This is a genomic window from Rhizobium pisi (assembly GCF_003938655.1).
GTDB classification, from domain to species: Bacteria; Pseudomonadota; Alphaproteobacteria; order Rhizobiales; family Rhizobiaceae; genus Rhizobium; species Rhizobium pisi.
Genome location: NZ_RJJT01000007.1, coordinates 98,280 through 120,209, shown reverse-complemented (window position 1 = coordinate 120,209; position 21,930 = coordinate 98,280). Strand labels below are relative to the sequence as shown.

16 protein-coding genes are annotated in these 21,930 nt (G+C 63.0%); 4 read left to right on the top strand and 12 right to left on the bottom strand.

Annotated elements, in window-relative coordinates; all coding sequences use genetic code 11:
• Positions 1–14: 14 nt before the first annotated feature.
• Entirely contained in the window at positions 15–839 is an 825-nt protein-coding gene (locus EFD55_RS11600; protein WP_125845197.1) for a TrmH family RNA methyltransferase, read from the bottom strand.
• A 7-nt stretch (positions 840–846) separates the two neighbouring features.
• Complete coding sequence (locus EFD55_RS11595) at positions 847–1,227, bottom strand: hypothetical protein (RefSeq protein WP_125845196.1); 381 nt, start codon at positions 1,225–1,227, stop codon at positions 847–849.
• Between the two features lie 41 nt (positions 1,228–1,268).
• Here EFD55_RS11595 and EFD55_RS11590 point away from each other — a divergent pair, with 41 nt between their 5' ends.
• Positions 1,269–2,294: an RluA family pseudouridine synthase gene (locus EFD55_RS11590; protein ID WP_125845195.1), complete on the top strand. Its 1,026-nt coding sequence runs from the start codon at positions 1,269–1,271 to the stop codon at positions 2,292–2,294.
• Between the two features lie 190 nt (positions 2,295–2,484).
• On the top strand, positions 2,485–3,393 hold the full coding sequence (gene rpoH, locus EFD55_RS11585) for an RNA polymerase sigma factor RpoH (RefSeq protein WP_125845194.1): 909 nt from the start codon (positions 2,485–2,487) through the stop codon (positions 3,391–3,393).
• A gap of 100 nt (positions 3,394–3,493) precedes the next feature.
• Here rpoH and EFD55_RS11580 read toward each other — a convergent pair whose 3' ends face one another.
• Together EFD55_RS11580 and EFD55_RS11575 are read right to left on the bottom strand one after the other, a co-directional pair.
• Complete coding sequence (locus EFD55_RS11580) at positions 3,494–6,028, bottom strand: hypothetical protein (protein ID WP_125845193.1); 2,535 nt, start codon at positions 6,026–6,028, stop codon at positions 3,494–3,496.
• Positions 6,029–6,088: 60 nt separating this feature from the next.
• Positions 6,089–7,387: an adenylosuccinate synthase gene (locus EFD55_RS11575; protein ID WP_125845192.1), complete on the bottom strand. Its 1,299-nt coding sequence runs from the start codon at positions 7,385–7,387 to the stop codon at positions 6,089–6,091.
• 193 nt (positions 7,388–7,580) lie between these two features.
• On the opposite strand from EFD55_RS11575, the gene EFD55_RS11570 reads away from it, so the two are divergent.
• A complete protein-coding gene (locus EFD55_RS11570) occupies positions 7,581–8,498 on the top strand; it encodes a DMT family transporter (RefSeq protein ID WP_125845191.1) in 918 nt (305 codons plus the stop codon).
• 3 nt (positions 8,499–8,501) lie between these two features.
• Here the strand turns inward: EFD55_RS11570 and EFD55_RS11565 are convergent, their stop codons facing one another.
• The 7 genes from EFD55_RS11565 to EFD55_RS11535 all read right to left on the bottom strand — a co-directional run bounded on the left by EFD55_RS11565 (position 8,502) and on the right by EFD55_RS11535 (position 19,837).
• The gene (locus EFD55_RS11565) at positions 8,502–9,350 is read right to left on the bottom strand and encodes a GNAT family N-acetyltransferase (RefSeq protein ID WP_125845190.1); all 849 of its coding nucleotides are present in this window, start codon (positions 9,348–9,350) and stop codon (positions 8,502–8,504) included.
• 300 nt (positions 9,351–9,650) lie between these two features.
• Positions 9,651–11,468 carry a putative bifunctional diguanylate cyclase/phosphodiesterase gene (locus EFD55_RS11560; protein WP_125845189.1) on the bottom strand — a complete coding sequence of 606 codons (1,818 nt, stop codon included), beginning with the start codon at positions 11,466–11,468 and terminating at the stop codon, positions 9,651–9,653.
• A gap of 143 nt (positions 11,469–11,611) precedes the next feature.
• Positions 11,612–13,378: an IlvD/Edd family dehydratase gene (locus tag EFD55_RS11555; RefSeq protein ID WP_125845358.1), complete on the bottom strand. Its 1,767-nt coding sequence runs from the start codon at positions 13,376–13,378 to the stop codon at positions 11,612–11,614.
• 14 nt (positions 13,379–13,392) lie between these two features.
• Positions 13,393–14,304, bottom strand: a complete 912-nt coding sequence (locus EFD55_RS11550) for an NAD(P)-dependent oxidoreductase (protein WP_125845188.1) — start codon at positions 14,302–14,304, stop codon at positions 13,393–13,395.
• Positions 14,305–14,464: 160 nt separating this feature from the next.
• Positions 14,465–17,665, bottom strand: a complete 3,201-nt coding sequence (locus EFD55_RS11545) for an efflux RND transporter permease subunit (protein ID WP_125845187.1) — start codon at positions 17,663–17,665, stop codon at positions 14,465–14,467.
• 119 nt (positions 17,666–17,784) lie between these two features.
• Positions 17,785–18,975 (bottom strand): efflux RND transporter periplasmic adaptor subunit, encoded by a 1,191-nt coding sequence (locus tag EFD55_RS11540; RefSeq protein WP_125845186.1) that lies wholly within the window; start codon positions 18,973–18,975, stop codon positions 17,785–17,787.
• Between the two features lie 46 nt (positions 18,976–19,021).
• Positions 19,022–19,837 carry an alpha/beta hydrolase fold domain-containing protein gene (locus tag EFD55_RS11535; RefSeq protein WP_125845185.1) on the bottom strand — a complete coding sequence of 272 codons (816 nt, stop codon included), beginning with the start codon at positions 19,835–19,837 and terminating at the stop codon, positions 19,022–19,024.
• 167 nt (positions 19,838–20,004) lie between these two features.
• Between EFD55_RS11535 and EFD55_RS11530 the strand changes: the two genes are divergently transcribed.
• Positions 20,005–20,916 (top strand): LysR family transcriptional regulator, encoded by a 912-nt coding sequence (locus EFD55_RS11530; RefSeq protein ID WP_125845184.1) that lies wholly within the window; start codon positions 20,005–20,007, stop codon positions 20,914–20,916.
• Between the two features lie 263 nt (positions 20,917–21,179).
• On the opposite strand, the gene EFD55_RS11525 is transcribed toward EFD55_RS11530, so the two are convergent.
• Entirely contained in the window at positions 21,180–21,920 is a 741-nt protein-coding gene (locus EFD55_RS11525) for an SDR family oxidoreductase (protein ID WP_125845183.1), read from the bottom strand.
• Positions 21,921–21,930: the final 10 nt, after the last annotated feature.

Sequence of the window (21,930 nt, the reverse complement as noted above, 5' to 3'; positions counted from 1 at the left end):
GGGAGCGATACGCTTCAGATCCGCCCCATCGCGGAGGCCATGGAAAATAGCGCAATCCCCGTCGCCGTCGCGGCATTGAGGCTGTCGAGTTCGTCCGACTGCGGAATGCGCGCGCTCTGGAAGCGCTGAAGCAGCGCTTCCGGCAGGCCCTCCCCTTCGGTGCCGACGACGAGCGCCATGCGCGCCGAAGGCGGGATGCTGCGGATATCGGTCTTGCCGTGCGGCGAAAGCGTCCAGATGGCAAAGTCCCGCTCGGCAAGCGCCAGAAGGACATCCAGCGCCTTGCCGCCACGGCGATGGGCAACGCTCAGCACCGATCCGACCGAGACACGCAGCGCCTTGCGATAAAGCGGATCACAGGACGTTTCGTCGAGCCACACCGCATCCGCCCGGAAAGCGGCTGCATTGCGGAACATCGAACCGGCATTGTCGTGGTTGGAAATGCCGCAGCCGACGAGCACCAGCGCCCGTTCCGGCAGCGCATCGAGAAGTGCGGCCTCCCCACGGTCTTCCCGCCGGCCGACGGCGAGAACGCCGCGATGCAGATGAAAACCGACGACACCATCGAGCACATCGGCGTCGGCGACATAGACCGGCACATCCGCCGGAAACCGCTCGAGGATCGGCAGCACGCCCTCGACGCGGTTGCGCAGCAGCAGGATCTTCTCAGCGAAAAAGCCACGGCCTCCCGCATGCGCCTCGGCAAGCATGCGCAGCACGACGGTGCCTTCGGCAATGAAGCGGTTCTCTCGGCCCGTCAGGTCGCGCTCTCTTATATCGCGGAATTCGGCGATACGCGGATCATCAGCGCTGTCGATTGTGATCGGGACAGCGGCCATACCAGCCTCAATTGCCCGCGACGGTGACGTCGGCGACGGTGCGGCCAGTCCGGAGATCGAAGACCAGCGCCTTGTTCTTGCCCTCGGCCGTTTCGCCGTAGAAAAGGATCTGCCCTGCCGAAAACGAGGTGGACTGCACCTTGAAGCCGAGCGGCAGGGAGACGGTCGCCGCAAGCGGCGCATCCGAAGGCACGCCTGAAGCGGCGGCGGCAGGCGCTGCCGCTTCGCTGTGCATCGCCTTGTAGACAACCGCGCCGAAGACCGCCATAAGGCTCACGAACATGATGGCCCCGGAAACGATCTGCAGGCGGACCATTTTGCGCCGGACACTTTCCATCGCCGGATCAAGGGGCTTCTCTTCCTGGTCTTCTGGCTCGATCGTCGTCATCGGTGCGTTCCGTTCTAAAAATACTTCGGAGAAGAAGCGTCTTGAGCGACCCCTTTAAACAAGCAGCTGGCATTAGAAAAGTCCTGACCGCCGATGAAACCGCCGAAGGCCGGCTCGACGCCTGGCTGACGGCGCAGGTCGGCGAGGAATTTTCCCGCAGCCGCATCAAGGCGCTGATCAAGGACGGCCAGGTTTTCATGCGCGGCGAGCCCGTTACCGATCCGCAGCGCAAGGTGCGCGTCGGCGACAGTTTCGAGCTCGTTCTGCCTGAGCCTGAGGACCCGACGCCGCAGGGCGAGGACATTCCGCTCGATATTCTCCATGAGGACGAAGACGTCATCGTCATATCGAAGCCGGCCGGCCTCGTCGTTCATCCCGGCCCCGGCAACTGGACGGGAACGCTGGTCAATGCGCTGATCCATCATTGCGGTGATACGCTCTCCGGCATCGGCGGCGTGCGCCGCCCCGGCATCGTCCACCGTCTCGACAAGGATACCACGGGCGTGATGGTCGCTGCCAAGAACGATATCGCCCATCGCCACCTCTCGCTCCAATTTGCCGATCACGGCCGCACCATGCCGTTGGAGCGCGCCTACCAGGCGATCGTCTGGGGCCGGCCGCGCACGTTGACCGGCACGGTCGACGCCCCGCTCGGCCGCGCCACCGGCGACCGCACGCGCCGCGCCGTCAAGCGCCCGGACAGCCATGACGCCGACGAGGCGATCACGCATTACGAGGTGATCGAGCGCTTCCAGGAAAAACCCGACGCGACTGCGCTCGCCTCGCTGGTCGAATGCCACCTCGAAACCGGCCGCACCCACCAGATCCGCGTCCACATGGCCCATATCGGTCACCCGCTGCTCGGCGACACGGCCTATGGCGCCGGCTTCAAGACCAAGGCCAATCTTCTGCCCGAAGAGATCCGCAAGGTCGTCAACGGTTTCGGCCGCCAGGCGCTGCATGCCTTCATGCTGCAATTCGAGCATCCTCGCACCGGCGAAGTCATGCATTTCGAGGTCCCGATGCCGGATGACATGGTAGAATTGGTCGAGGCATTGCGGGGATAAAGGGCGGCTCCGGACGCCGCTCTTCCCGCTCACACCTGCGTGAGCGGCACCTTGAATCGCCGTTTTGCCATACTTATCTGTATATGGACTTAGTGCGGGCTTGGGTAGAGAGCCGCACGTCCCGGTTTGCCTTTTCAACGCGGGGGCGCGTTTTCATCGGGAACCGGAATCCACTTTAGGAGGGTGCACTATGGCCCGAAATACCTTGCCGTCCATTACAGCCGGCGAAGCCGGTCTCAATCGTTATCTCGACGAAATCCGCAAGTTTCCGATGCTCGAGCCGCAGCAGGAATACATGCTTGCGAAACGTTATGCCGAGCACGGCGACCGTGATGCCGCCCACAAGCTCGTCACCAGCCATCTTCGCCTCGTGGCGAAGATCGCCATGGGTTATCGCGGCTACGGCCTGCCGATCGGCGAAGTCGTCTCCGAGGGCAACGTCGGCCTGATGCAGGCCGTCAAGAAGTTCGATCCCGAGCGCGGCTTCCGCCTCGCCACCTATGCCATGTGGTGGATCAAGGCCTCGATCCAGGAATATATCCTGCGCTCGTGGTCGCTGGTGAAGATGGGCACGACCGCCAATCAGAAGCGCCTGTTCTTCAACCTGCGCCGGCTGAAAGGCCGCATCCAGGCAATTGACGATGGCGACCTGAAGCCGGAGCATGTCTCGGAAATCGCCACCAAGCTTAAGGTCTCGGAGGAGGAGGTCATTTCGATGAACCGCCGCCTCTCCGGCGACGCATCGCTGAACGCGCCGATCAAGGCGGCCGAAGGCGACAGCGGCCAGTGGCAGGATTGGCTGGTGGACGATCACGACAGCCAGGAAGACGTGCTGATCGAACAGGATGAGCTCGACACCCGTCGGCGCATGCTGGCGAAAGCGATGAGCGTGCTGAACGAGCGCGAGCGCCGCATCTTCGAAGCTCGCCGCCTCGCCGAGGATCCGGTGACGCTGGAAGACCTCTCGGCGGAATTCGACATCAGCCGCGAACGCGTCCGCCAGATCGAGGTCCGCGCCTTCGAAAAGGTCCAGGATGCCGTTCGCAAGGAAGCCCTGGAACGTGCCAAGGCCGTCCGCGTCGTCGAAGCCACGGCATAAGCTGCTGCGCGATGGAATTGAAGAAGGCGGGTCCTTGCGGCCCGCCTTTTCTTTTCATCGATCTCTGTCGCACCCCGGTCCGCTACCGCCGGAAAAGCCATCACTGGCTCGTCGAAACATCTCCGAGCGCTGTCCATTCCTTGATCGCGGTATTGAACGCATCCGTTCCCGTGCCGCCCTTTTCCATCGTCAGCAGCGCGCGGCGGCCGTTGCGGTAGGTGATCGGGATATCGATCCAGTTGCGGGTCGACATCAGGTCGAGATTGGCCTTGCGCGCATCGGGATAGTCGTTGAGCGCGATCATGTGGAAATCGTCGGTGATCTTGGCCGGAACCGCGATCAGCGCGTCGCCACGATCCTGCTCTGTGCGCTTCATGGAGATGCGTTGGACGCTTTCGATGCTGCCACCTTCGAAATTCGGCGGCACCGAGAAGACGATCTCGACGAGATGGCTTGCCGGCAGCGACGGATCGGAATTGCGCTTGAAGGTGACGAGAGCCGAGAGATTGCGCTCGGGAACGGTGACGTTACCCTGCACTGTCGCCTCCTGCCGGCCGTCCTGACCTGTCTCGTGCTGCACGCTCCAGACGACCGATCCTTCGATCGCCGTCGGCGAGCTCTGGCCGATACGCTCCTCGTAGAGGAACATCTTTTCCGACGAGCCGACCGGTGCGGCCTGCTGCGGCGATGCCGCCGGGCCATTCGGCGTCGGCGTTTCGGCGGGGGCCGCATCACCCTGCGCGCTGGCAGGCGGCGTATCGGCTGCGGCAACATTCTGTTCGGCGACCGATTTGCCTTCCGCCGTCGGCGTTCCCGGCACCGTTGCCGGCCCGCTGTCGACCTCGGTTCCATCGGCAAGCAGCCGCTGCGTAAATTTGGAATTGGCCGCCGCGCCGTCATTGTTCAATGACGCCACCTGCTGGTTCGGCTGGTTCGGCTGTGCCGGCGCCGCTGGAGTATTCTGTGCTCCCGGCGGCGTCGTCGGCTTGGCCGGTGTCGTGGCGCTCGGCTCGGCAGGTGTCTCGGATCCCGCCGGCGCCGTCGTCGCCTCGTTCTTCGTCGCCTCGTTTTTCGTTGCCTGTGTCGGGGCCGAGCTGACAAGCCCGTCGACCATTGCCACCAGCGCCTCCCTGTTCGTCCAGCCGGCATAGGCGCCGCCGCCGATCAGGATGAGCGCGAAGAGGAGCGTGATCACAGTGCCGATGCCGAAGCGGCGGCGCTTCGGCTCCATCCGGAAACTCTTGCCCTGCAGCTTGGAAGCGACCATCTGGTCGATATCCATTCCCGGGTTGGTGTCATCGTCGTCAGCGGCAACCGAGCCACGGCGGTCGTAGCCGCGCAGCGCCTTCGCCTCGCGCCAGTCCTGGCTCGGCGCGCCGCCCGCAAGCGCCGGCTTGCCGTCGTGTACTTCCGCGAAGATATCGACATCGTCGAAATGCGAGGCGACCGGCGTCTTCTTGTTGTTGCCGGCCTCGATCGGCGGCAGGTCGTCAAAGGCGGCCGTCTCCCAGGAGAAACTTTCCTTGGCGGCCGGCATGACGGCCGCAGGCGCCACTTTTTCGAGGCTCGATATCACCTCTTCGAAGGCGCGTGCCGAGGCGTCGGCAGTGACCGGCGCCGTTTCCGAATATTGCCGGAGTTCCTCTTCGGCCCATTCGGTCTCGGCATCCTTCGGCGCCGGAGCCGGCGTTTCGGCGGCAGGCTCGCTCCAGATGGGATCGAAATGCGCTACGGCATCGGCCTGCAGCGGCTCCTCGCGGCTGTGCTCGACAAATTCCTGCGGACGATCGAACTCAGCGACAGGCTCCATCAGCCGATGGGCTGCATGGTCGAGGCCGCGCGTGACAGGTTGGAGCGACTCGACAGGCTCGTAAGCCTTCTCGGCGGCCGGCTCCTCGCTTTCCAGCGTCGCCGGTTCGGCCGCAATCTCTTCGGCTTCTGCAGGATGCTGCTCGTCAGGATGATATTCGCCGGCGTCCTCGGAGCGATGCTCGGCAGGCGGTTCCCAGCGCCCATCGTCGTCCGACGCGGCCTCGGCAGCGACGCCGTGCGCGTCGCCGGCATGCCACTCCTCGGCCGGCGCCTCCTCTTCATGCGAGGGATGCCAGTATGTTTCGGCAGGAGCGGGTGTCTCCGTCTCCAGGGGAGACGCAGCCTCGGCCGCAACCGCCGCCTCAGGAAGGCCCGGCGCGTCCTCGGAGAGATGCTCCTCGGCCGTAAGCTCTTTTTGAGCTTCCTGCGGCGCGGCAGCTTCTACATGATCGGGCTCGGCGGCAGCCTTCACCGCCTGCGGTTCCGGATCGGCTTCGTAGGCAGGCTCTTCGACAGCAGGCGCAGGCGTCGGTTCGCTTTCCGCGCGAACCGCCTGTTCCTCCGAAGATTCCGGTTCCGTGACGGCGGCAACCGGCTCGTCGAGCGGCAACGCCTCGGAATGTTCGCCTTCCACTTCGCGGATGGCGGCCTCGAGCTTTTCAAGCTGGCGTTGCAGCATGGCTTCCGGCGGACGCGGCTTCATGTTCTCGAGCTGCCGCTGCACTGCGCCGCGGGCACGATCGTACACTTTCACCCGCATCTCTGGGGTGTTTTCAGCCAGGCCGTCGACGGCCCGCCGAATAACTGCAATAAAATCCGCCATCAGTACTTTCTCAAGAAGTCCGGAACTCTCCCGAACTATCCCCTATAGTGACCCGTGAGCTTAATCCTCAAACGGATCGGTCACAAGTATCGTGTCATCCCGCTCCGGGCTGGTGGAAAGGAGTGCGACAGGCGCCCCGATCAGTTCTTCGACCTGGCGAACATACTTGATCGCCTGTGCCGGAAGATCCGCCCAGCTGCGGGCGCCCACGGTCGATTCCTTCCATCCCTCCAGCGTGATGTAGATCGGTTCGACCCTAGCTTGCGCTCCCTGGCTTGCGGGAAGATGATCAATCTGTTCGCCGTCGAGCATATAACCGACGCAAATCTTCAATTCTTCGAGGCCGTCGAGCACGTCGAGCTTCGTCAGCGCGATGCCGGTGATGCCGTTGGTGGCGATCGACTGGCGCACCAGTGCTGCGTCGAACCAGCCGCAGCGCCGCTTGCGACCCGTCACCACGCCGAATTCATGACCTTTTTCGCCGAGGAACTCACCGATCGCGTCCTTCAACTCGGTCGGGAACGGGCCTTCGCCGACGCGTGTCGTATAGGCCTTGGTGATGCCGAGGATATAGCCGAGCGAGCCCGGCCCCATGCCCGAACCGGCGGCAGCCTGACCGGCCACCGTGTTCGAGGAAGTCACGAAAGGATAGGTGCCGTGATCGATGTCGAGCAGGCTGCCCTGCGCTCCTTCGAACAGGATGCGGGCGCCCTTCCGGCGCTCCCTGTCGAGCAGCAGCCAAACGGTATCGCGGAAGGGCAGCACCCGATCGGCGATCGAGGTCAGCTCGTCCATGATCGTCTGGTGGCTGACTTCGGCGACGCCGAGGCCGCGGCGAAGTGCGTTGTGATGGGTCAGGATACGGTCGACCTTGCCGGAAAGGCTGTCGAGATCGGCAAGATCCATGACGCGGATGGCGCGGCGGCCGACCTTGTCTTCATAGGCCGGGCCGATGCCGCGGCGCGTCGTGCCTATCTTGGTGCCGCTGTTCGATGCCGCATCCTCACGCATCGCGTCGAGCTCGCGATGCAAGGAAAGGATGAGCGTCGCATTGTCTGCAATGCGCAGATTGTCAGGCGTAACCGTCACGCCTTGCGCCTCCAATCGGCCGATCTCGGCGATCAGGGCATGCGGATCAACGACGACGCCGTTGCCGATAACGGCCATCTTGCCCGGGCGTACCACGCCGGACGGCAGCAGCGAGAGCTTATAGCTCGTGCCGTCGATGACGAGCGTATGGCCGGCATTGTGTCCGCCCTGATAGCGCACAACGATATCCGCGCGTTCCGAAAGCCAGTCGACAATCTTGCCCTTGCCTTCGTCACCCCATTGCGAACCGACCACGACTACGTTCGTCATCTAACTCTTCCTGTTACCGGCGCGGAACCGCGCACCTGCTCAAACCCGCGCATCTATAAAGCTTTGTTTTTGGGAAAGCGACCCTGTTGTCACAGCCGATTGGGCTTTTTACGTGACAAATCAGCAGCCGGCAGGCTATTTCCCCTGAGAAAACGCCGCCTGGCGACCGCCGAAAGACGAGGAAGAAACGCTCTTGCAAGCCACGGCCTATATCTGCCTCGTCATCGCCACCCTCTGCTGGGGCGGCAACTCGGTCGCCGGCAAGCTCGCGGTCGGTCATGTCAGCCCGATGATGCTGACCTTCCTGCGCTGGTTCCTCGCCGTCTCGCTGATCGCCCTGATCTCGGTGCCGCAGCTGAAGAAGGACTGGCCGGTGGCGAGGAAGAACCTGCCGCTGCTCCTCTGCTACGGCGCCATTGGCTACACCCTCTTCAACGCCATGCTTTACTCGGCCGTGCAATATACGACGGCCATCAACGTCGCCATTGAGCAGGCCGGCATTCCCATGCTGATCTTCCTGCTGAATCTCTTCTTTTTCCGCACCGGCATCTCGCTGGCGCAATGTCTCGGCTTCGGCATGACGCTGGTGGGTGTCGCACTCACGGCGGCCCATGGCGACCTCGCCACGCTGCTACAGCTGCAGCTCAACCGTGGCGATGGGCTGATGCTGATCGCCATCGCCGCCTATTCGCTCTACACGATCTTTCTGCGCTGGAAACCGCCGGTCGACTGGCGCACGCTGATGGCATTCCCGGCCTTCGCCGCCATGCTGACCTCGGTGCCGTTGCTTCTCTGGGAGATCGACCGGGGCAGCGCGCTGTGGCCGGACCAGGCCGGCTGGAGCATCACCCTCTATACCGCGATTTTCCCGTCGCTGCTGGCGCAGATCCTTTATATCAAGGGCGTCGAGGCAATCGGCGCCAACCGGGCCGGCCTTTTCATCAATCTGGTCCCGGTATTCGGCACGCTGCTTTCCGTTGCCCTGATCGGCGAGCGGCTCCAGTCTTTCCACATGATCGCGCTGGTATTGACGCTCGGCGGCATCGCGATCGCCGAAAAGGGCCGGCCGAAAGCTTCCGCGCCGACCGTACCCGCCTCTCCGGTGGACTAGAGCCTAACCGAGCTCCAGCGTCGTCACGCCGAAGACATGCTTCAGCGGGATCGCCGGCGCCGGCCCGCGATACATGCGCATGGTCTCGAACACCGGTTGAAGGCCGAGGCCTTCGGCAAGCGCGACCGCCTCGCGGTTTTCCGTGGGAATGTCGATAAAGATCGCAGCCCCCTTCGCTTCGGGGATCAATTCGGCAAGCAGCGCAGCGGCGCTGTCGGTATCGTTGGCAAAAAGCGGACCGATCTTGTAGCCCTCGTAACAGCGGCGGATCGTGCCGTAACCACGGATCTTGTGGCTCTTGCGCACCACCGCCGAACGGCGTCCCTTGCGGCCCGTGCACCAGGCGGCGAGGAAGGCGTCCCGCGGCTGCGGAAAGATCGCCGAATCATAGCGTTGCAGTCCCTCCAGGCGGGAATCCAGCACCGGCTGCGCGGCGAGCGTCGAGGTGGGCGAGGAGGTGGCGACGCCGCCGTAGCGAATGGTGGTATAGGCGGGCTCGAAGCCGGCTTTGCGGTAGTTGTCCTGTTGCGCGGCGACGCCGTCGAGGCCGATCGTCCGGCCTTTCGCCGTGGCGATGCCCGCCTCCCAGATCGCCTTGCCGTAACCCTTGCCGCGAAAATCGGGATGGACGATGTAGAGGCCGAGAAAAGCGAAACTGTCGCCATATTTGACGACCGAGATAGAGCCGACAGGAACCTCACCGATGGAGCCGACGAAAAATCCGGACGGATCGGCTTCGATGAATGCGAGCGAATCATCGAGCCCCGGATTCCAATCCTCCTGACGCGCCCATTCGAGCACGAGCTCCAGTTCGCCGGGCCGCATTGAACGAACGGCAAATTCCGAATTCATGCGATCTTCCCAGATTGAATGCCCCGCAAGTCCATCCCGGCAACAGCAAAGCAGTTGTCAGGCCCCGACTCTCCGATTGCACCTGCGAATGATGGAGAAAACCCGCGCTCATGGTCTTGACGACGCGTATAATCATTTTTCGTTGCAATGCAGAAAGCTTCGTTTCCGCATTACCATGAAACAATGCCGTTGCAAGCTCAAGAAAATTACTTGCGCGCCAATTATCTTCCAGCCGATGTGAACAAAACGTCGCACCGAAAAGATGCCGTCTCATCCGGTTTGAACGGCGGGAAAAGCATTTCAGCCGCCCATCGCGGTCTTCTGCTTTTCGATCCCGCCCGTCATCGATGAATAGAGCCGGTCTATATCGGCCGCCGGTGCCGGATAACCGAAGGCATAACCCTGCAGACCATCGCAGCCGAGCTGTGCCAGCACGACAGCATGCGCCTCGGTCTCGACACCCTCGGCGATCACCTCGACATCAAGCGCCTTGGCGATTTCCACGATCGATCCCACTACGCGCCGCTGCTCGGCGGAGCTGACGACCTCGGTGACGAGCTGCCGGTCGATCTTCAGCCGCTTCGGCCGCAGCTTGACGAGGCCGATCAGCGAGGCATGGCCCGATCCGAAATCGTCGATCTCGATGTCGATGCCCATCTGCTTGATGTCGCCGATATGATCGAGCAGCTTCTCGTCGCTGTCGTCGAGAAAGATCGTCTCGACCAGTTCGAAGGCGACTGCGCCGGGCGGAATGTCAAGTTTCCTCAGCTTGCCGAGCAGCGCCGGGTCGGCAAGACGCGACGCCGAGATATTGACGGCGATGCGGGGAACCGTAACGCCGCGCAGCAGCCAGAACAGCCGGTCTTGGAGAACATTTTTCAGGATCGCCGCATCGATATCAGCCGAAAGCCCATGCTCATCGGCGATCTTCAGGAATATACCGGGGGCGAGCACGCCCTTCTCGGGATGTTTCCAGCGCGCCAGCGCTTCGAAACCGATGACCTCCCGTGTGCGGGCATCGAGCTGCACCTGATAATAGGGAACGATCTCGCCGCGCTCCAGCCCGTGCTTCAGCTCCTCGGCAAGGCGGCGCTTGGCGCGCAGGTTCTCCTGCAATTGTCGGGTGAAGAATTCGACGCGATTTCGTCCGAGCTTCTTGGCCTGGTAGAGCGCGAGATCGGATTCGGCAAGCAGGTTGCGCGCCCGCCGATCGCCGCTCCAGGAAACGCCGATCGAGGCGCCGGATTGCAGCATCTCCTCGCCGAAGCGGATCTTCTTCCGCAGCCGGCGCTGGAGGTCCTCCGTGATCAGCTTCAATTCGGCCAGATCGGTGAAATTGACCAGCACGATGACGAATTCGTCGCCGCCGACGCGGGCGACCAAGCCATTCGCGGGAATGGCGGCGGTGATGCGCAGAGCTGCCGCCTTCAGCACCGCGTCGCCCGCCGCATGGCCGTGGCTATCGTTGATCTGCTTGAACTGGTCGAGGTCGAGATGCAGCACGGCAAGCGTCGTGATGCCCCTGTCGGACGGCAGCTCCGCCAGCCGCTTGTCGAGAAGGCGCCTGTTCGGCAAGCCGGTGAGATAGTCGTGATCGGCGACATGCTCGATGCGCGCATTGCTTTCCTCGAGCGCCAGCGCCCGCGCCTCGGCCACCATCTTCTGCCGCGCAAGTTCGGCATTGAGCTGCACGTCGGCGGTCACATCCCATTCGGCGCCGATGAAGGAGGGCAGGCCCTCCGCATCCACGTAGAAATGCGCACGCGAGCGCAGATGACGGATTTCGCCGCTCGGCAGCACGATACGGAATTGCGAATTGTAAGCGCCGCGCGCCGCGATCGCCTGCTCGAAGTCGCGCTCGGCCCGCTCGCGATCATCGGGATGGATCGCTTTCGACCAGAACCATGCCGGCACATTCCGGCATGTCTCGCCGGTCTCGTAGAGCCGGTGCATCTGCGCATCCCACAAGATCCCGTCCCTGGCGATGCTGTGCTCCCAGACACCGATCCGGGATGCATCTAGGGCGAGTTCGAGCCGGCGCAGAAGATCCTGAAACTCTTGTTCGGATCGTGTGGACTTATTTTCTGGCAACGCGGTCTCAACCTTGGCAACTTGCATACTGGCAATATGGTCTCAAGCCGGCATTAAAGAAGCCTTGTCTCAAGGGCCGAACTAGTTACTAGGTGAACTGTTCGTTACGGCTTTCCCCTTTTGGATCAAGGGGGTTGCAGTCTGAGCCCTTGAAGCCGCCAACCTCCAGATCAGTGGTTGTGCCGCGGCGGAGTTTTGGCGATCTGTCGGAAATCCGCTGCTCCTTCCAGCACCGCGCCGTCCGACAGCTGCGTGACCGAGCGCCGGTACATTCGCTGCCAGGGTGTCGCATCTGCCGGCACCGGCGGAATGCCGTCGCCCTTGCGCCGCTCGATCTCGGCGTCGTCAACCAGCATGTCGCAGCGCCCTTCATTGAAGTCGATGCGGATCACGTCGCCGCTACGAAGCCAGGCGAGGCCTCCGCCGGCAGCACTCTCCGGCGAGGCGTTGAGGATCGAGGGGCTGTCGGCGGTGCCCGACTGGCGGCCGTCGCCGATAGTTGGCAGGCTGAGGATGCCCTTCCTGAGAAGGTGGTCCGGCGGCTGCATGTTGACGACCTCGGCCGAACCCGGCCAGCCGATCGGCCCCGCGCCGCGAATGACGAGGATGGTGTTCTCGTCGATGCCGAGTTCAGGATCGTTGATGCGTTTGTGATAGTCTTCCGAACCGTCGAAAACCACCGCCCTGCCCTCGAAGACGCCTTCTCGCCCCGGCTCCTGGAGATAGCGCCGGCGGAAATCCTCCGAGACGACGCTCATTTTCATGATGGCGAAATCGAAGAGATTGCCCTTGAGAACAAGGAAGCCCGCCCGCTCCTTCAGCGGCTCGCCGAACGGCCGGATGACCTCTCGGTCGCTGGCCTCGCGTCCTTCGAGGTTCTCGGCCATTGTCCTTCCCGTCACCGTGCGGCAGTTGCCGTCGAGCTTTCCGGCCTGCAGCAGCTCCCACATAATCGCCGGCGTGCCGCCGGCGCGATGATAGCGCTCGCCGAGATAGGCGCCCGCCGGCTGGACATTCGCAAGCAGCGGGATATCGAAGCCGTGGACCTGCCAGTCGTCGGGATGGAGTTCGACGCCGGCATGCTTCGCCAGGGCGGCGAGATGCGGTTGCGCATTGGTCGAGCCGCCGATCGCCGAATTGGTGCGGATCGCATTGAGGAAAGCCTCGCGCGTCAGGATATCCGACGGCTTCAGGTCCTCGAACACGATCTCGACGGCGCGCCGCCCGGTGCGATAGGCCATCTGGCCGCGCTCGCGATAAGCGGCCGGAATGGCGCCGCACCCGGTCAGCGAAAGGCCGAGCGCCTCGGCAAGCGCGTTCATCGTCGAGGCGGTTCCCATTGTGTTGCAGTGGCCGACCGAAGGTGCTGAATCAAGCGCTGCCTGCAGGAACTCTTCTCGATCGATCTCGCCTGCCGCATATTTGCGCCGCATCCGCCAGATCACCGTGCCGGAGCCCACAAGTTCTCCCTCGTGCCAGCCGTCGAGCATCGGTCCGCCGGAGAGCACGATCGCCGGGATATCGACCGTCGAAGCCGCCATGATCGCAGAAGGCGTGGTCTTGTCGCAGCCGGTCGTCAGCACGACGCCGTCGAGCGGATAGCCATAAAGGATTTCGACGAGGCCGAGATAGGCGAGATTGCGGTCGAGTGCCGCCGTCGGGCGCTTGCAGTTTTCGAACATCGGATGCGTCGGAAACTCGATCGGAATGCCGCCCGCATCGCGGATGCCGTCGCGCACGCGCTTGGCGAGCTCGACATGCACCCTGTTGCAGGGGGTAAGGTCGCTACCGCTCTGGGCGATGCCGATGATCGGCTTGCCGGAGCGCAGTTCTTCCGGCGTGATGCCGTAATTCATGAAACGCTCGAGATAGAGCGCCGCCAGGTCGATGTGATCGGGATTGTCGAACCAGTCCTGCGAACGAAGGCGCCGTTTCATCGATTGGCTGTCCGTCACTGCTTTCCTCCCGGCCGGCCGTTCTTCTCTTCGAGATGAAGAAGCAGGCCGCTATGATCCTTCTCGCCATGGCCATTGGCGACGAATGCACCGAATTCTGTGTGCACTGCCGCCGTCAATGGCAGCGTCAGCGACAAAGCTTTCGCCGTCTCCATGGCGGCGTTCAGATCCTTCAGCTGGTTGCTGGAGGAGCCGCCGGGCGCAAACTGCCGCTCGACCATGCGCTTGCCGTGGAGCTCAAGGATCCGGCTCTCAGCAAAGCCGCCGCGAATGGCGTCCCGGAAGGCCGCCGGCGAGCCGCCGCCCGCTTCGATCAGCACCATCGCTTCGGCCACGGCGCCGATCGTCACCGCAACGATCTGCTGGTTGGCAAGCTTGGCAAGCTGGCCTGCCCCGCTTGGGCCGACCCGGATCACGCGCCCCATCGGCGCAAAGATATCCTGAAGTCCGTCGATCACGTCCTTGTCGCCGCCCGCCATGATCGCGAGCGTACCGGCTTCCGCCCCGACGACGCCGCCGGAAACCGGCGCATCGACATGATGGATGCCGCGTTCGGCAAGCCTCGCCGCATGGTCGCGGGCAAAATGCGGGGCGATCGAACTCATGTCGATCACGGTGGCGCCGGACGCCATCGCATCGACCGTCCCCCGCTCGAACAGCACGTTCCCCACCGCCTCGGCATTGGTCAGCATGGTAATGACGACATCGGCGCCCGAAACGGCATCTCTGGGTGTTTCCGCGCAGACCGCACCGTCTGCCGCAAGTGGTGCGGCCTTGCCGGGGTCGCGGTTCCAGACGGTAACGGCAAAACCCGCACCGATCAGCCGGCGAGCCATCGGCGCGCCCATCAGACCGGTACCGAGAAAGGCGATCCGCCTGCGGTCCTGGCCCTTACCCGAAGCTGTCATTCAGTCCTCCAACTGTTGTCCGTCTTTGATAGCCCCCTCGCCTACCGTTGCAAACCGTTTTGACGGACGTGGCGCATTTTTGTCCAATGCTTTGAAAACGATACGGGCGAGAACCGAAGTTCCCGCCCGATTTACTCGACAAAGGAAGGTTGAATTCCGTTTACTCAGCCGCGAGCCGGATGACCTCCGCCTCTTCCTCCTTGTGTTCGTCCGGCTTGTGCTGAACGAGCGGACGGTTGCCCGCCAGCCGCCGCAGCAGCACGTAGAACACAGGCGTCATGAAGATGCCGAAGAAGGTCACGCCTATCATGCCCGAGAAGACCGCGACGCCCATGGCCGCGCGCATTTCCGCGCCGGCGCCTGTGGAGACGACAAGCGGTACGACGCCCATGATAAAGGCCATGGAGGTCATGAGGATCGGGCGAAGACGCAGGCGGCTGGCCTCGATCGCGGCCTCGCGTGGCGTCCTGCCCTCGAACTCCAGTTCGCGGGCAAATTCCACGATGAGGATCGCGTTCTTCGCCGATAGACCGACAAGCACCACGAGGCCGATCTGGGTGAAGATGTTGTTGTCTCCACCGGTGAGCCAGACGCCTGTCAGCGCAGCCAGCACACCCATCGGCACGATCATGATGATCGCAAGCGGCAGCGTCAGGCTTTCATACTGGGCGGCAAGCACCAGGAAGACCAGCAGCAGCGCGAGGGGGAAGACGACGATGCTCGAATTGCCGGCGAGGATCTGCTGATAGGTCAGATCCGTCCATTCGAAGTCGACGCCCGCAGGCAGGGTCTCGTGAAGGATCTTCTCGATGGCCGCCTGTGCCTGACCGGAGGAGAAGCCCGGCGCCGGACCGCCGTTGATATCGGCGGCGAGGAAGCCGTTATAGCGGTTCGCGCGCTCCGGACCGGTGCTCGGCTCCACCTTCAGGAGGGCCGAAAGCGGGATCATCTGGCCCGATGCCGAGCGGACCTTCAACTGGCCGATGTCTTCCGGCTGGGCGCGGAATTTCGCATCGGCCTGCACGCGGACGCTATAGGTGCGGCCGAAGGCGTTGAAGTCGTTCACATAGAGCGAACCGAGATAGATCTGCAGCGTCTGGAAGACGTCGGTGACCGAAACTCCGAGCTGCTCGGCCTTGGCGCGGTCGAGATCGGCATAGAGCTGCGGCACGTTGATCTGGAAGCTGGAGAATAGCCCGGCAAGCTCAGGCGTCTGGTAGGCCTTGGCAAGCACTGCCTTGGTCGCTTCGTCGAGGGCCTGGTTGCCCAAGCCGGCGCGATCCTCGATCTGCAGCTTGAAACCGCCCGTCGTGCCGAGACCGTTGACCGGCGGCGGCGGGAACATGGCGATGAAGGCATCCTGGATCACGCCGAACTTCTGGTTCAACGCCATGGCGATGGCGCCGCCCGAAAGATCAGGCGTCTTGCGCTCATCGAAGTCCTTCAGCGTCACGAAGACGATGCCGGCATTGGACGAGTTGGTGAAGCCGTTGATCGACAGGCCCGGAAAAGCGATCGCATTGGCGACACCCGGCTGGGCCAGCGCAATGTCGGTCATGCGCTTGATGACGTCTTCCGTGCGGTCGAGGCTTGCGGCATCCGGCAACTGGGCGAAGCCGATCAGATACTGCTTGTCCTGCGACGGCACGAAGCCGCCGGGGACCGTTGTGAACAGGCTGTAGGTCGCGCCAACCAGTGCCAGATAGATCACCATGACGATGCTCTTGCGCGACAACAAGCCACCCACGCCCTTGCCGTAGGCATTTGAGCCCGCGCCGAAGACGCGGTTGAAGCCACGGAAGAACCAGCCGAAGATGGCGTCCATGAACCGCGTCAGCCAGTCCTTCGGCTGATGATGGCCCTTCAGCAGAAGGGCCGCCAGCGCCGGAGAGAGCGTCAGCGAATTGAAGGCCGAAATCACGGTCGAGATTGCGATTGTCAGCGCGAACTGGCGATAGAACTGGCCCGACAAGCCGGAGATGAAGGCGAGCGGCACGAAGACCGCGACGAGCACCAGCGCGATCGCAACGATCGGACCGGAGACTTCCTTCATGGCCTTATAGGTGGCAGCCCGCGGCGACAGGCCTTGCTCGATATTGCGCTCGACGTTTTCGACCACCACGATCGCGTCGTCCACGACGATACCGATCGCAAGCACCAGGCCGAACAGGCTGAGTGCGTTGATCGAGAAGCCGAAGACATACATGACCGCGAAGGTGCCGATGATCGAGACCGGAACCGCGATCAGCGGGATGATCGAGGCGCGCCACGTCTGCAGGAACACGATGACGACGAGGACGACGAGCGCGATGGCTTCAAGCAGCGTATCGATGACCTTCTCGATCGAGGCGCGTACGAATTTCGTCGTATCGTAGACGATCTCGTATTTGACACCCTGGGGCATGGCGAGCTGCAGCTGATCCATGGTCGCGCGCACATTGTCGGCGATCTCGATGGCGTTCGAACCAGGCGCCTGGAGGACGGCAACGGCAACGGCCGGCTTGCCGTCGAGCAGCGAACGCAGCGTATAATCGGCAGCACCAAGCTCGATGCGGGCGACATCGCGCAGGCGGGTGATCTCGCCATTGGCGCCCGTCTTGACGATGATGCTGCCGAATTCCTCGGGCGTGCGCAGGCGACCCTGGGCATTCACGTTGAGCTGCAGATCGACGCCCGGCTGGCTCGGCGAGGCGCCGATGATACCGGCGGCGGCCTGGACGTTCTGGGAGCTGATCGCGTTGCTGATATCACTGGCGGCAAGATTATGCTCGGCAGCCTTCTGAGGGTCGATCCAGACACGCATGGAGTAATCGCCGGCGCCGAAGACCTGCACCTGACCGACGCCTGCGATGCGGGCGAGCCGATCCTTGATGTTCAGCGTCGCGTAGTTGCGAAGATAGGTGATGTCGTGACTGTCCCCGTCGGAGACGAGGTTGACGACCATGATAAAGTTGGGCGAGCTCTTGACCGTCGTAATGCCGAGGGCCCGAACTTCGGCCGGCAGGCGCGGTTCGGCCTGCGAAACGCGGTTCTGGACGAGCTGCTGCGCCTTATCAGGGTCGGTGCCGAGCGTGAAGGTGACGGTCACATTGAGCACGCCGTCCGATGTCGCCTGGCTGGACATGTAGAGCATGCCCTCGACGCCGTTGATCTGCTCTTCGAGCGGCGTCGCCACCGTTTCGGCGATGACGGACGGGTTGGCGCCGGGATAGGTGGCGCGCACGACGATCGACGGCGGCACGACTTCCGGATATTCGGAAATCGGCAGCGCGCGCAGGCCAATCAGGCCGGCAACCACGATGAGGACCGAAAGAACGCCGGCAAAAACCGGGCGGTCCACAAAGAATCTGGAGATGTTCATATCAAAGCCCTCTCCGGGGTGAACATGGATGCAACGTCCCTCTCCGGCGGTTTGTCAGCCGCCGGCGGGTCATGTCATTTCGGATATCGGCCCTCCCCGAGAGGGGGAAGGCGAAGTCTTTACTGCGCGGTCGCGACCTTCTCTTCCATCTGAGGTGCGACGACGGCACCGGGACGGATGCGCTGCAGGCCGTTGACGACGATCTTCTCGCCGGCGTTCAGGCCGCTTTCGACCACCCGCTGCCCGTCGGTCAGTGTGCCGAGCTGGACCTGCCGGTAGGCGACCTTGTTCTCGGCGTCGACGACGAAGACGAACCTCTTGTCCTGGTCGGTACCGACGGCACGGTCGCTGATGACGATCTTGTTCTCGGCCTTCGGCTGGCCCATGCGCACCCGCACGAACTGGCCGGGGATGAGACGCCCGCCGGGATTGTCGAAGACGGCGCGCACGCCGATCGTGCCGCTTGATGCATCGACCTCGTTGCCGATCAGTTGCAGCTTGCCCTTGATCGGCGTGCCGCTGTCGGTCAGCGTGCCGACCTCGACCGGGATCTGCTCGACGGGAGGCAAGGCGCTGTCCGTCTGCGGAAGCTGGGCAAGTGCACGCGTCACCATCTCTTCGCTGGCATTGAAGCTCGCATAGATCGGATCGACCGAAACGAGCGTCGTCAGCGCCGGTGAGGCAGAACCTGCTGCGACGAGGTTACCGGCAGTCACCTCGATCCTGCCGATGCGGCCGGAAACCGGGGCCCGCACCTGCGTATAATCGAGATCGAGCTGAGCGGACTGCAAAGCAGCCTGCGCCGAACGCAGCCCGGCCTGCGCCTCGGCCAGCGCGCTCTGGCGCTGATCGAGATCGCTCTGGGAGATGGTGCGGTTGTCGGAAAGCCTATGACCACGGTCGAGTTCGGTCTGCGCCAGGCTGACTTTGGCTTCGGCCGAACCGACCTGGCCTTGGGCCTGCGCGACGCTCGCCTGGTAGGGAGCGGGGTCGATGGTGAAGAGCAGGTCGCCCTGCTTCACCAGCGCGCCTTCACGGAAAGCCACCGACTGGATGGCGCCGGCAACGCGGGAACGCACCTGCACACGGTCGACCGCTTCGAGACGGCCGGAGAAACTCTCCCAGGCCGTCACGTCGCGCGCCGCAACGACAGCGACCGTCACCGGCACAGCGGGAGCCTGTGCGGGGGCGGAAGCGGCCGTAGCAGTCGCGCTCATCGGCAGTTCGAAAAACAATGCGGCGCCGGAAACGGACGCAACAAGTCCTAAGCCGGCGCCCACAAGGGCCCAGCGTTTACTTCTGGACGTCATCAGTACTCTCCTTGCGGCTCAAGGCCGCCGAAATATCAGGTCTTCTTCAATGCAATTGCGGTTGGACGCTTACGTCCTGAAGGAAGCTTCCGAAATGACGGCTAACGTGTTCCTGCCAGTCGGGCGCTTCCCCGGATTTCCCACCATAAATCGAGGGCCAGCCCGTCCCGGCGGGAAGGACATGCTGGCGCACACCGACGCCAGCCTTTTTCAGGCGGGCACCGTAACCGAGTGTTTCGTCGTGCAGAGGATCGTCCTCCGCTGTAAATATCAGCGCGGGGGCAACGCCTGAAATGCGCGAGCAGAGGCAGGGCGCCGCATAAGGGTGGCAGCCGCCACCGCTCAGATAATGGCTCCAGCCTTCCGTCCAGCGCTGGCGCATGCCGATCGCTTCGGCCTTGCGGATGGAAGAGGTGCCCATGAATGGATCGAGCAGCGGCGAAATCAGGATTTGACCATCAAGCGCATCCGGCATCTGGTCACGCGCCTTCAGTGCCACCCCGGCTGCAATGTTGCCGCCTGCCTCTTCGCCTGCAACGAAGAGCAGGGATTTGCGATCGCCGAGACCGGCGCGCTGCTTGTTGGCGAGATAGGTGAAAACCGAGAAGGAAACTTCCAGCGCCTTCGGAAACATATTGCCGGAGAGCGTGCTGTAATCGACGGCGGCGACGATGGCGCCGGCCTTGGCGAGACTCATCGCCACCGGCCGGTCGACGTTCTTCTCGCTGTCTAGAAATGCACCGCCGTGCAGGTAAAGCACGATCGGCGGACCCTTGCCGTAATCGGCGCCCTGGTAGATGCGTGCGGAAACGGGGCCGATGGCCACCTTGTCCAGCATCACGTCTTTCCATTCCACCGTCATGGTCCCGGTCTCTTTTGCGTGCAAGCCATATGCGGACAACGCCTGACACTTGCATTTTGTACAAAAAAGATATTGTTATTCAGATCAGGGAATAAGAAGCGATATCGCGATAACACTGTTCCAATTCTCGAATAATAGTGCAACGCAAACTGCGGATTTGAAAACCGATGGATCAGCTTTCGGCAATGCGCGTCTTCATCCGCGTCGTGGAGACGGGCAATTTCACCCGCGCCGCCGACATGCTCGCCATGCCCAAGGCGACGGTAACCAATCTTATCCAGGGCCTGGAGGCGCATCTGCGCACCAAGCTTTTGAACCGTACCACGCGCCGGGTCATGGTGACCACGGACGGCGCGCTTTATTACGAGCGCGCTGCTCAGATCATCTCGGAACTGGAGGAACTCGACGGCAGTCTCTCCAACTCGCAGAGCCTGCCGAGCGGGCGGCTACGCGTCGAAATGGCCGGCGCCTTTGCCGATTCGATCATTGTTCCGGCCCTTTGCGATTTCTATCAGCGCTATCCCGATATCCGCATCGACCTCGGTGTCAGTGACCGCACGGTCGATTACCTCGCGGAAAATGTCGATTGCGCGCTGCGCGCCGGCACACCGGCCGACCAGTCGCTGATCGCGCGCCGCGTCTCCGAGGTCGAACTGATCACCTGCGCCTCGCCGATCTACATCGAGCGCTTCGGCATGCCGGAGCGGCCGGAGGATCTGGAGGCCGATCACCATTCGGTCAATTATTTCCGCGCCCAGAACAACCGCACGGTGCCTTTGGAATTCCGCCGGCACAATGAGGTGATCGAGATCACCCCCCGCTACATCGCCGCGGTGAACGACAGCCGCACCTACCTTACCGCGACGCTGGCAGGGCTCGGCATTGCGCAGGTGCCGATCTTCATGGCGCGCGAGCCGATCGCCAGGGGTGAACTCGTCGAGGTCCTGCCGGACTGGCGCCGCGATCCATTGCCGCTCTACGTCGTCTACCCTCCGAACCGCCACCTCAGCAACAAGGTGCGCGTCTTCGTCGACTGGCTGGTCAAACTTCTGGCAGAGACCAGACTGAACGACCGTTAAGGGCAAAACAGAAACGGCCCGGAAGGCAGGGGAAACCTTCGACGGGCCGCGATGCATCGGGCCTGTCGCACCCGCAGAAGGGTACGGCAGGCTCTGGAGGTTCGAAAGAGAGCAGCAGGGATTCCACTCTCTCGCGATAATCTTTTATAAGCACTCTCCGAAAGATTGTAAAATGGAAACGCCGCAATCATCGTTCACATAATTGCGATGGCAGTTTGCGCTTCGTCTTCCCACGTTTGGCGGCGACCTGCCGTCCACCTTCGTCAGATCATGCCGCCATTGGCGCGCAGCGTCTGGCCGTTGATCCAACCGCCGTCCGGGCCGGCAAGGAAGGCGACCGTCGATGCGATATCCTCCGGCGTGCCCAGGCGCTCCATCGGGTTCATCTTCGCCATGCGGGCGACGAGTTCCTCCGACTTGCCGTTGAGGAAAAGCTCGGTCGCGACAGGGCCGGGCGCGACGGCGTTGACGGTGATGTTGCGCCCGCGCATCTCCTTGGCCATGATCGCCGTCAGCGTTTCGACGGCAGCCTTGGTAGCGGCGTAGACGCCATAGGTTTCGAGCTTCAGCCCAACGACCGAGGTCGAGAAGTTGATGATCCGGCCGCCGTCGCGCAGACGCTTGGCTGCTTCCCGCAGCGTATTGAAGGTGCCCTTGAGGTTGACGGCGACCTGGCGGTCGAAGTTGGCATCGTCAGCCTCGGCGAGCGGGGAGAGCATCATGATGCCGGCATTGTTGACCAGCACGTCGACACCACCGAAGGCGGTCTCCGCCGCATCGAACATGCGGCGGACCGCTTGCGCATCGCTGACATCGGCCTTCGCCGTCAGCGCCGTGCCGCCGGCCTGCTCGATCTCCTGCGCCAGTTCCTCGGCCTGAGCGGCACTCCCGGAATAATTGATGACGACGGTGAAGCCGTCCCGGGCAAGGCGCCGGGCGACCGCTGCGCCGATACCGCGTGAAGCGCCGGTCACCAATGCGACCTTGTTTTCGTTGCTGGCCATTTTCTTTCTC

Excerpts from the sequence above, each read along its gene's own strand:
- EFD55_RS11530 (WP_125845184.1), top strand. The coding sequence starts at position 20,005 with ATGGATCAGCTTTCGGCAATGCGCGTCTTCATCCGCGTCGTGGAGACG.
- rpoH (WP_125845194.1), top strand. The coding sequence starts at position 2,485 with ATGGCCCGAAATACCTTGCCGTCCATTACAGCCGGCGAAGCCGGTCTC.
- EFD55_RS11555 (WP_125845358.1), bottom strand. The coding sequence starts at position 13,378 with ATGAAACGGCGCCTTCGTTCGCAGGACTGGTTCGACAATCCCGATCAC.
- EFD55_RS11525 (WP_125845183.1), bottom strand. The coding sequence starts at position 21,920 with ATGGCCAGCAACGAAAACAAGGTCGCATTGGTGACCGGCGCTTCACGC.
- EFD55_RS11535 (WP_125845185.1), bottom strand. The coding sequence starts at position 19,837 with ATGACGGTGGAATGGAAAGACGTGATGCTGGACAAGGTGGCCATCGGC.
- EFD55_RS11575 (WP_125845192.1), bottom strand. The coding sequence starts at position 7,387 with ATGACGAACGTAGTCGTGGTCGGTTCGCAATGGGGTGACGAAGGCAAG.
- EFD55_RS11560 (WP_125845189.1), bottom strand. The coding sequence starts at position 11,468 with ATGCAAGTTGCCAAGGTTGAGACCGCGTTGCCAGAAAATAAGTCCACA.
- EFD55_RS11595 (WP_125845196.1), bottom strand. The coding sequence starts at position 1,227 with ATGACGACGATCGAGCCAGAAGACCAGGAAGAGAAGCCCCTTGATCCG.
- EFD55_RS11545 (WP_125845187.1), bottom strand. The coding sequence starts at position 17,665 with ATGAACATCTCCAGATTCTTTGTGGACCGCCCGGTTTTTGCCGGCGTT.
- EFD55_RS11540 (WP_125845186.1), bottom strand. The coding sequence starts at position 18,975 with ATGACGTCCAGAAGTAAACGCTGGGCCCTTGTGGGCGCCGGCTTAGGA.
- EFD55_RS11580 (WP_125845193.1), bottom strand. The coding sequence starts at position 6,028 with ATGGCGGATTTTATTGCAGTTATTCGGCGGGCCGTCGACGGCCTGGCT.
- EFD55_RS11565 (WP_125845190.1), bottom strand. The coding sequence starts at position 9,350 with ATGAATTCGGAATTTGCCGTTCGTTCAATGCGGCCCGGCGAACTGGAG.
- EFD55_RS11600 (WP_125845197.1), bottom strand. The coding sequence starts at position 839 with ATGGCCGCTGTCCCGATCACAATCGACAGCGCTGATGATCCGCGTATC.
- EFD55_RS11550 (WP_125845188.1), bottom strand. The coding sequence starts at position 14,304 with ATGACAGCTTCGGGTAAGGGCCAGGACCGCAGGCGGATCGCCTTTCTC.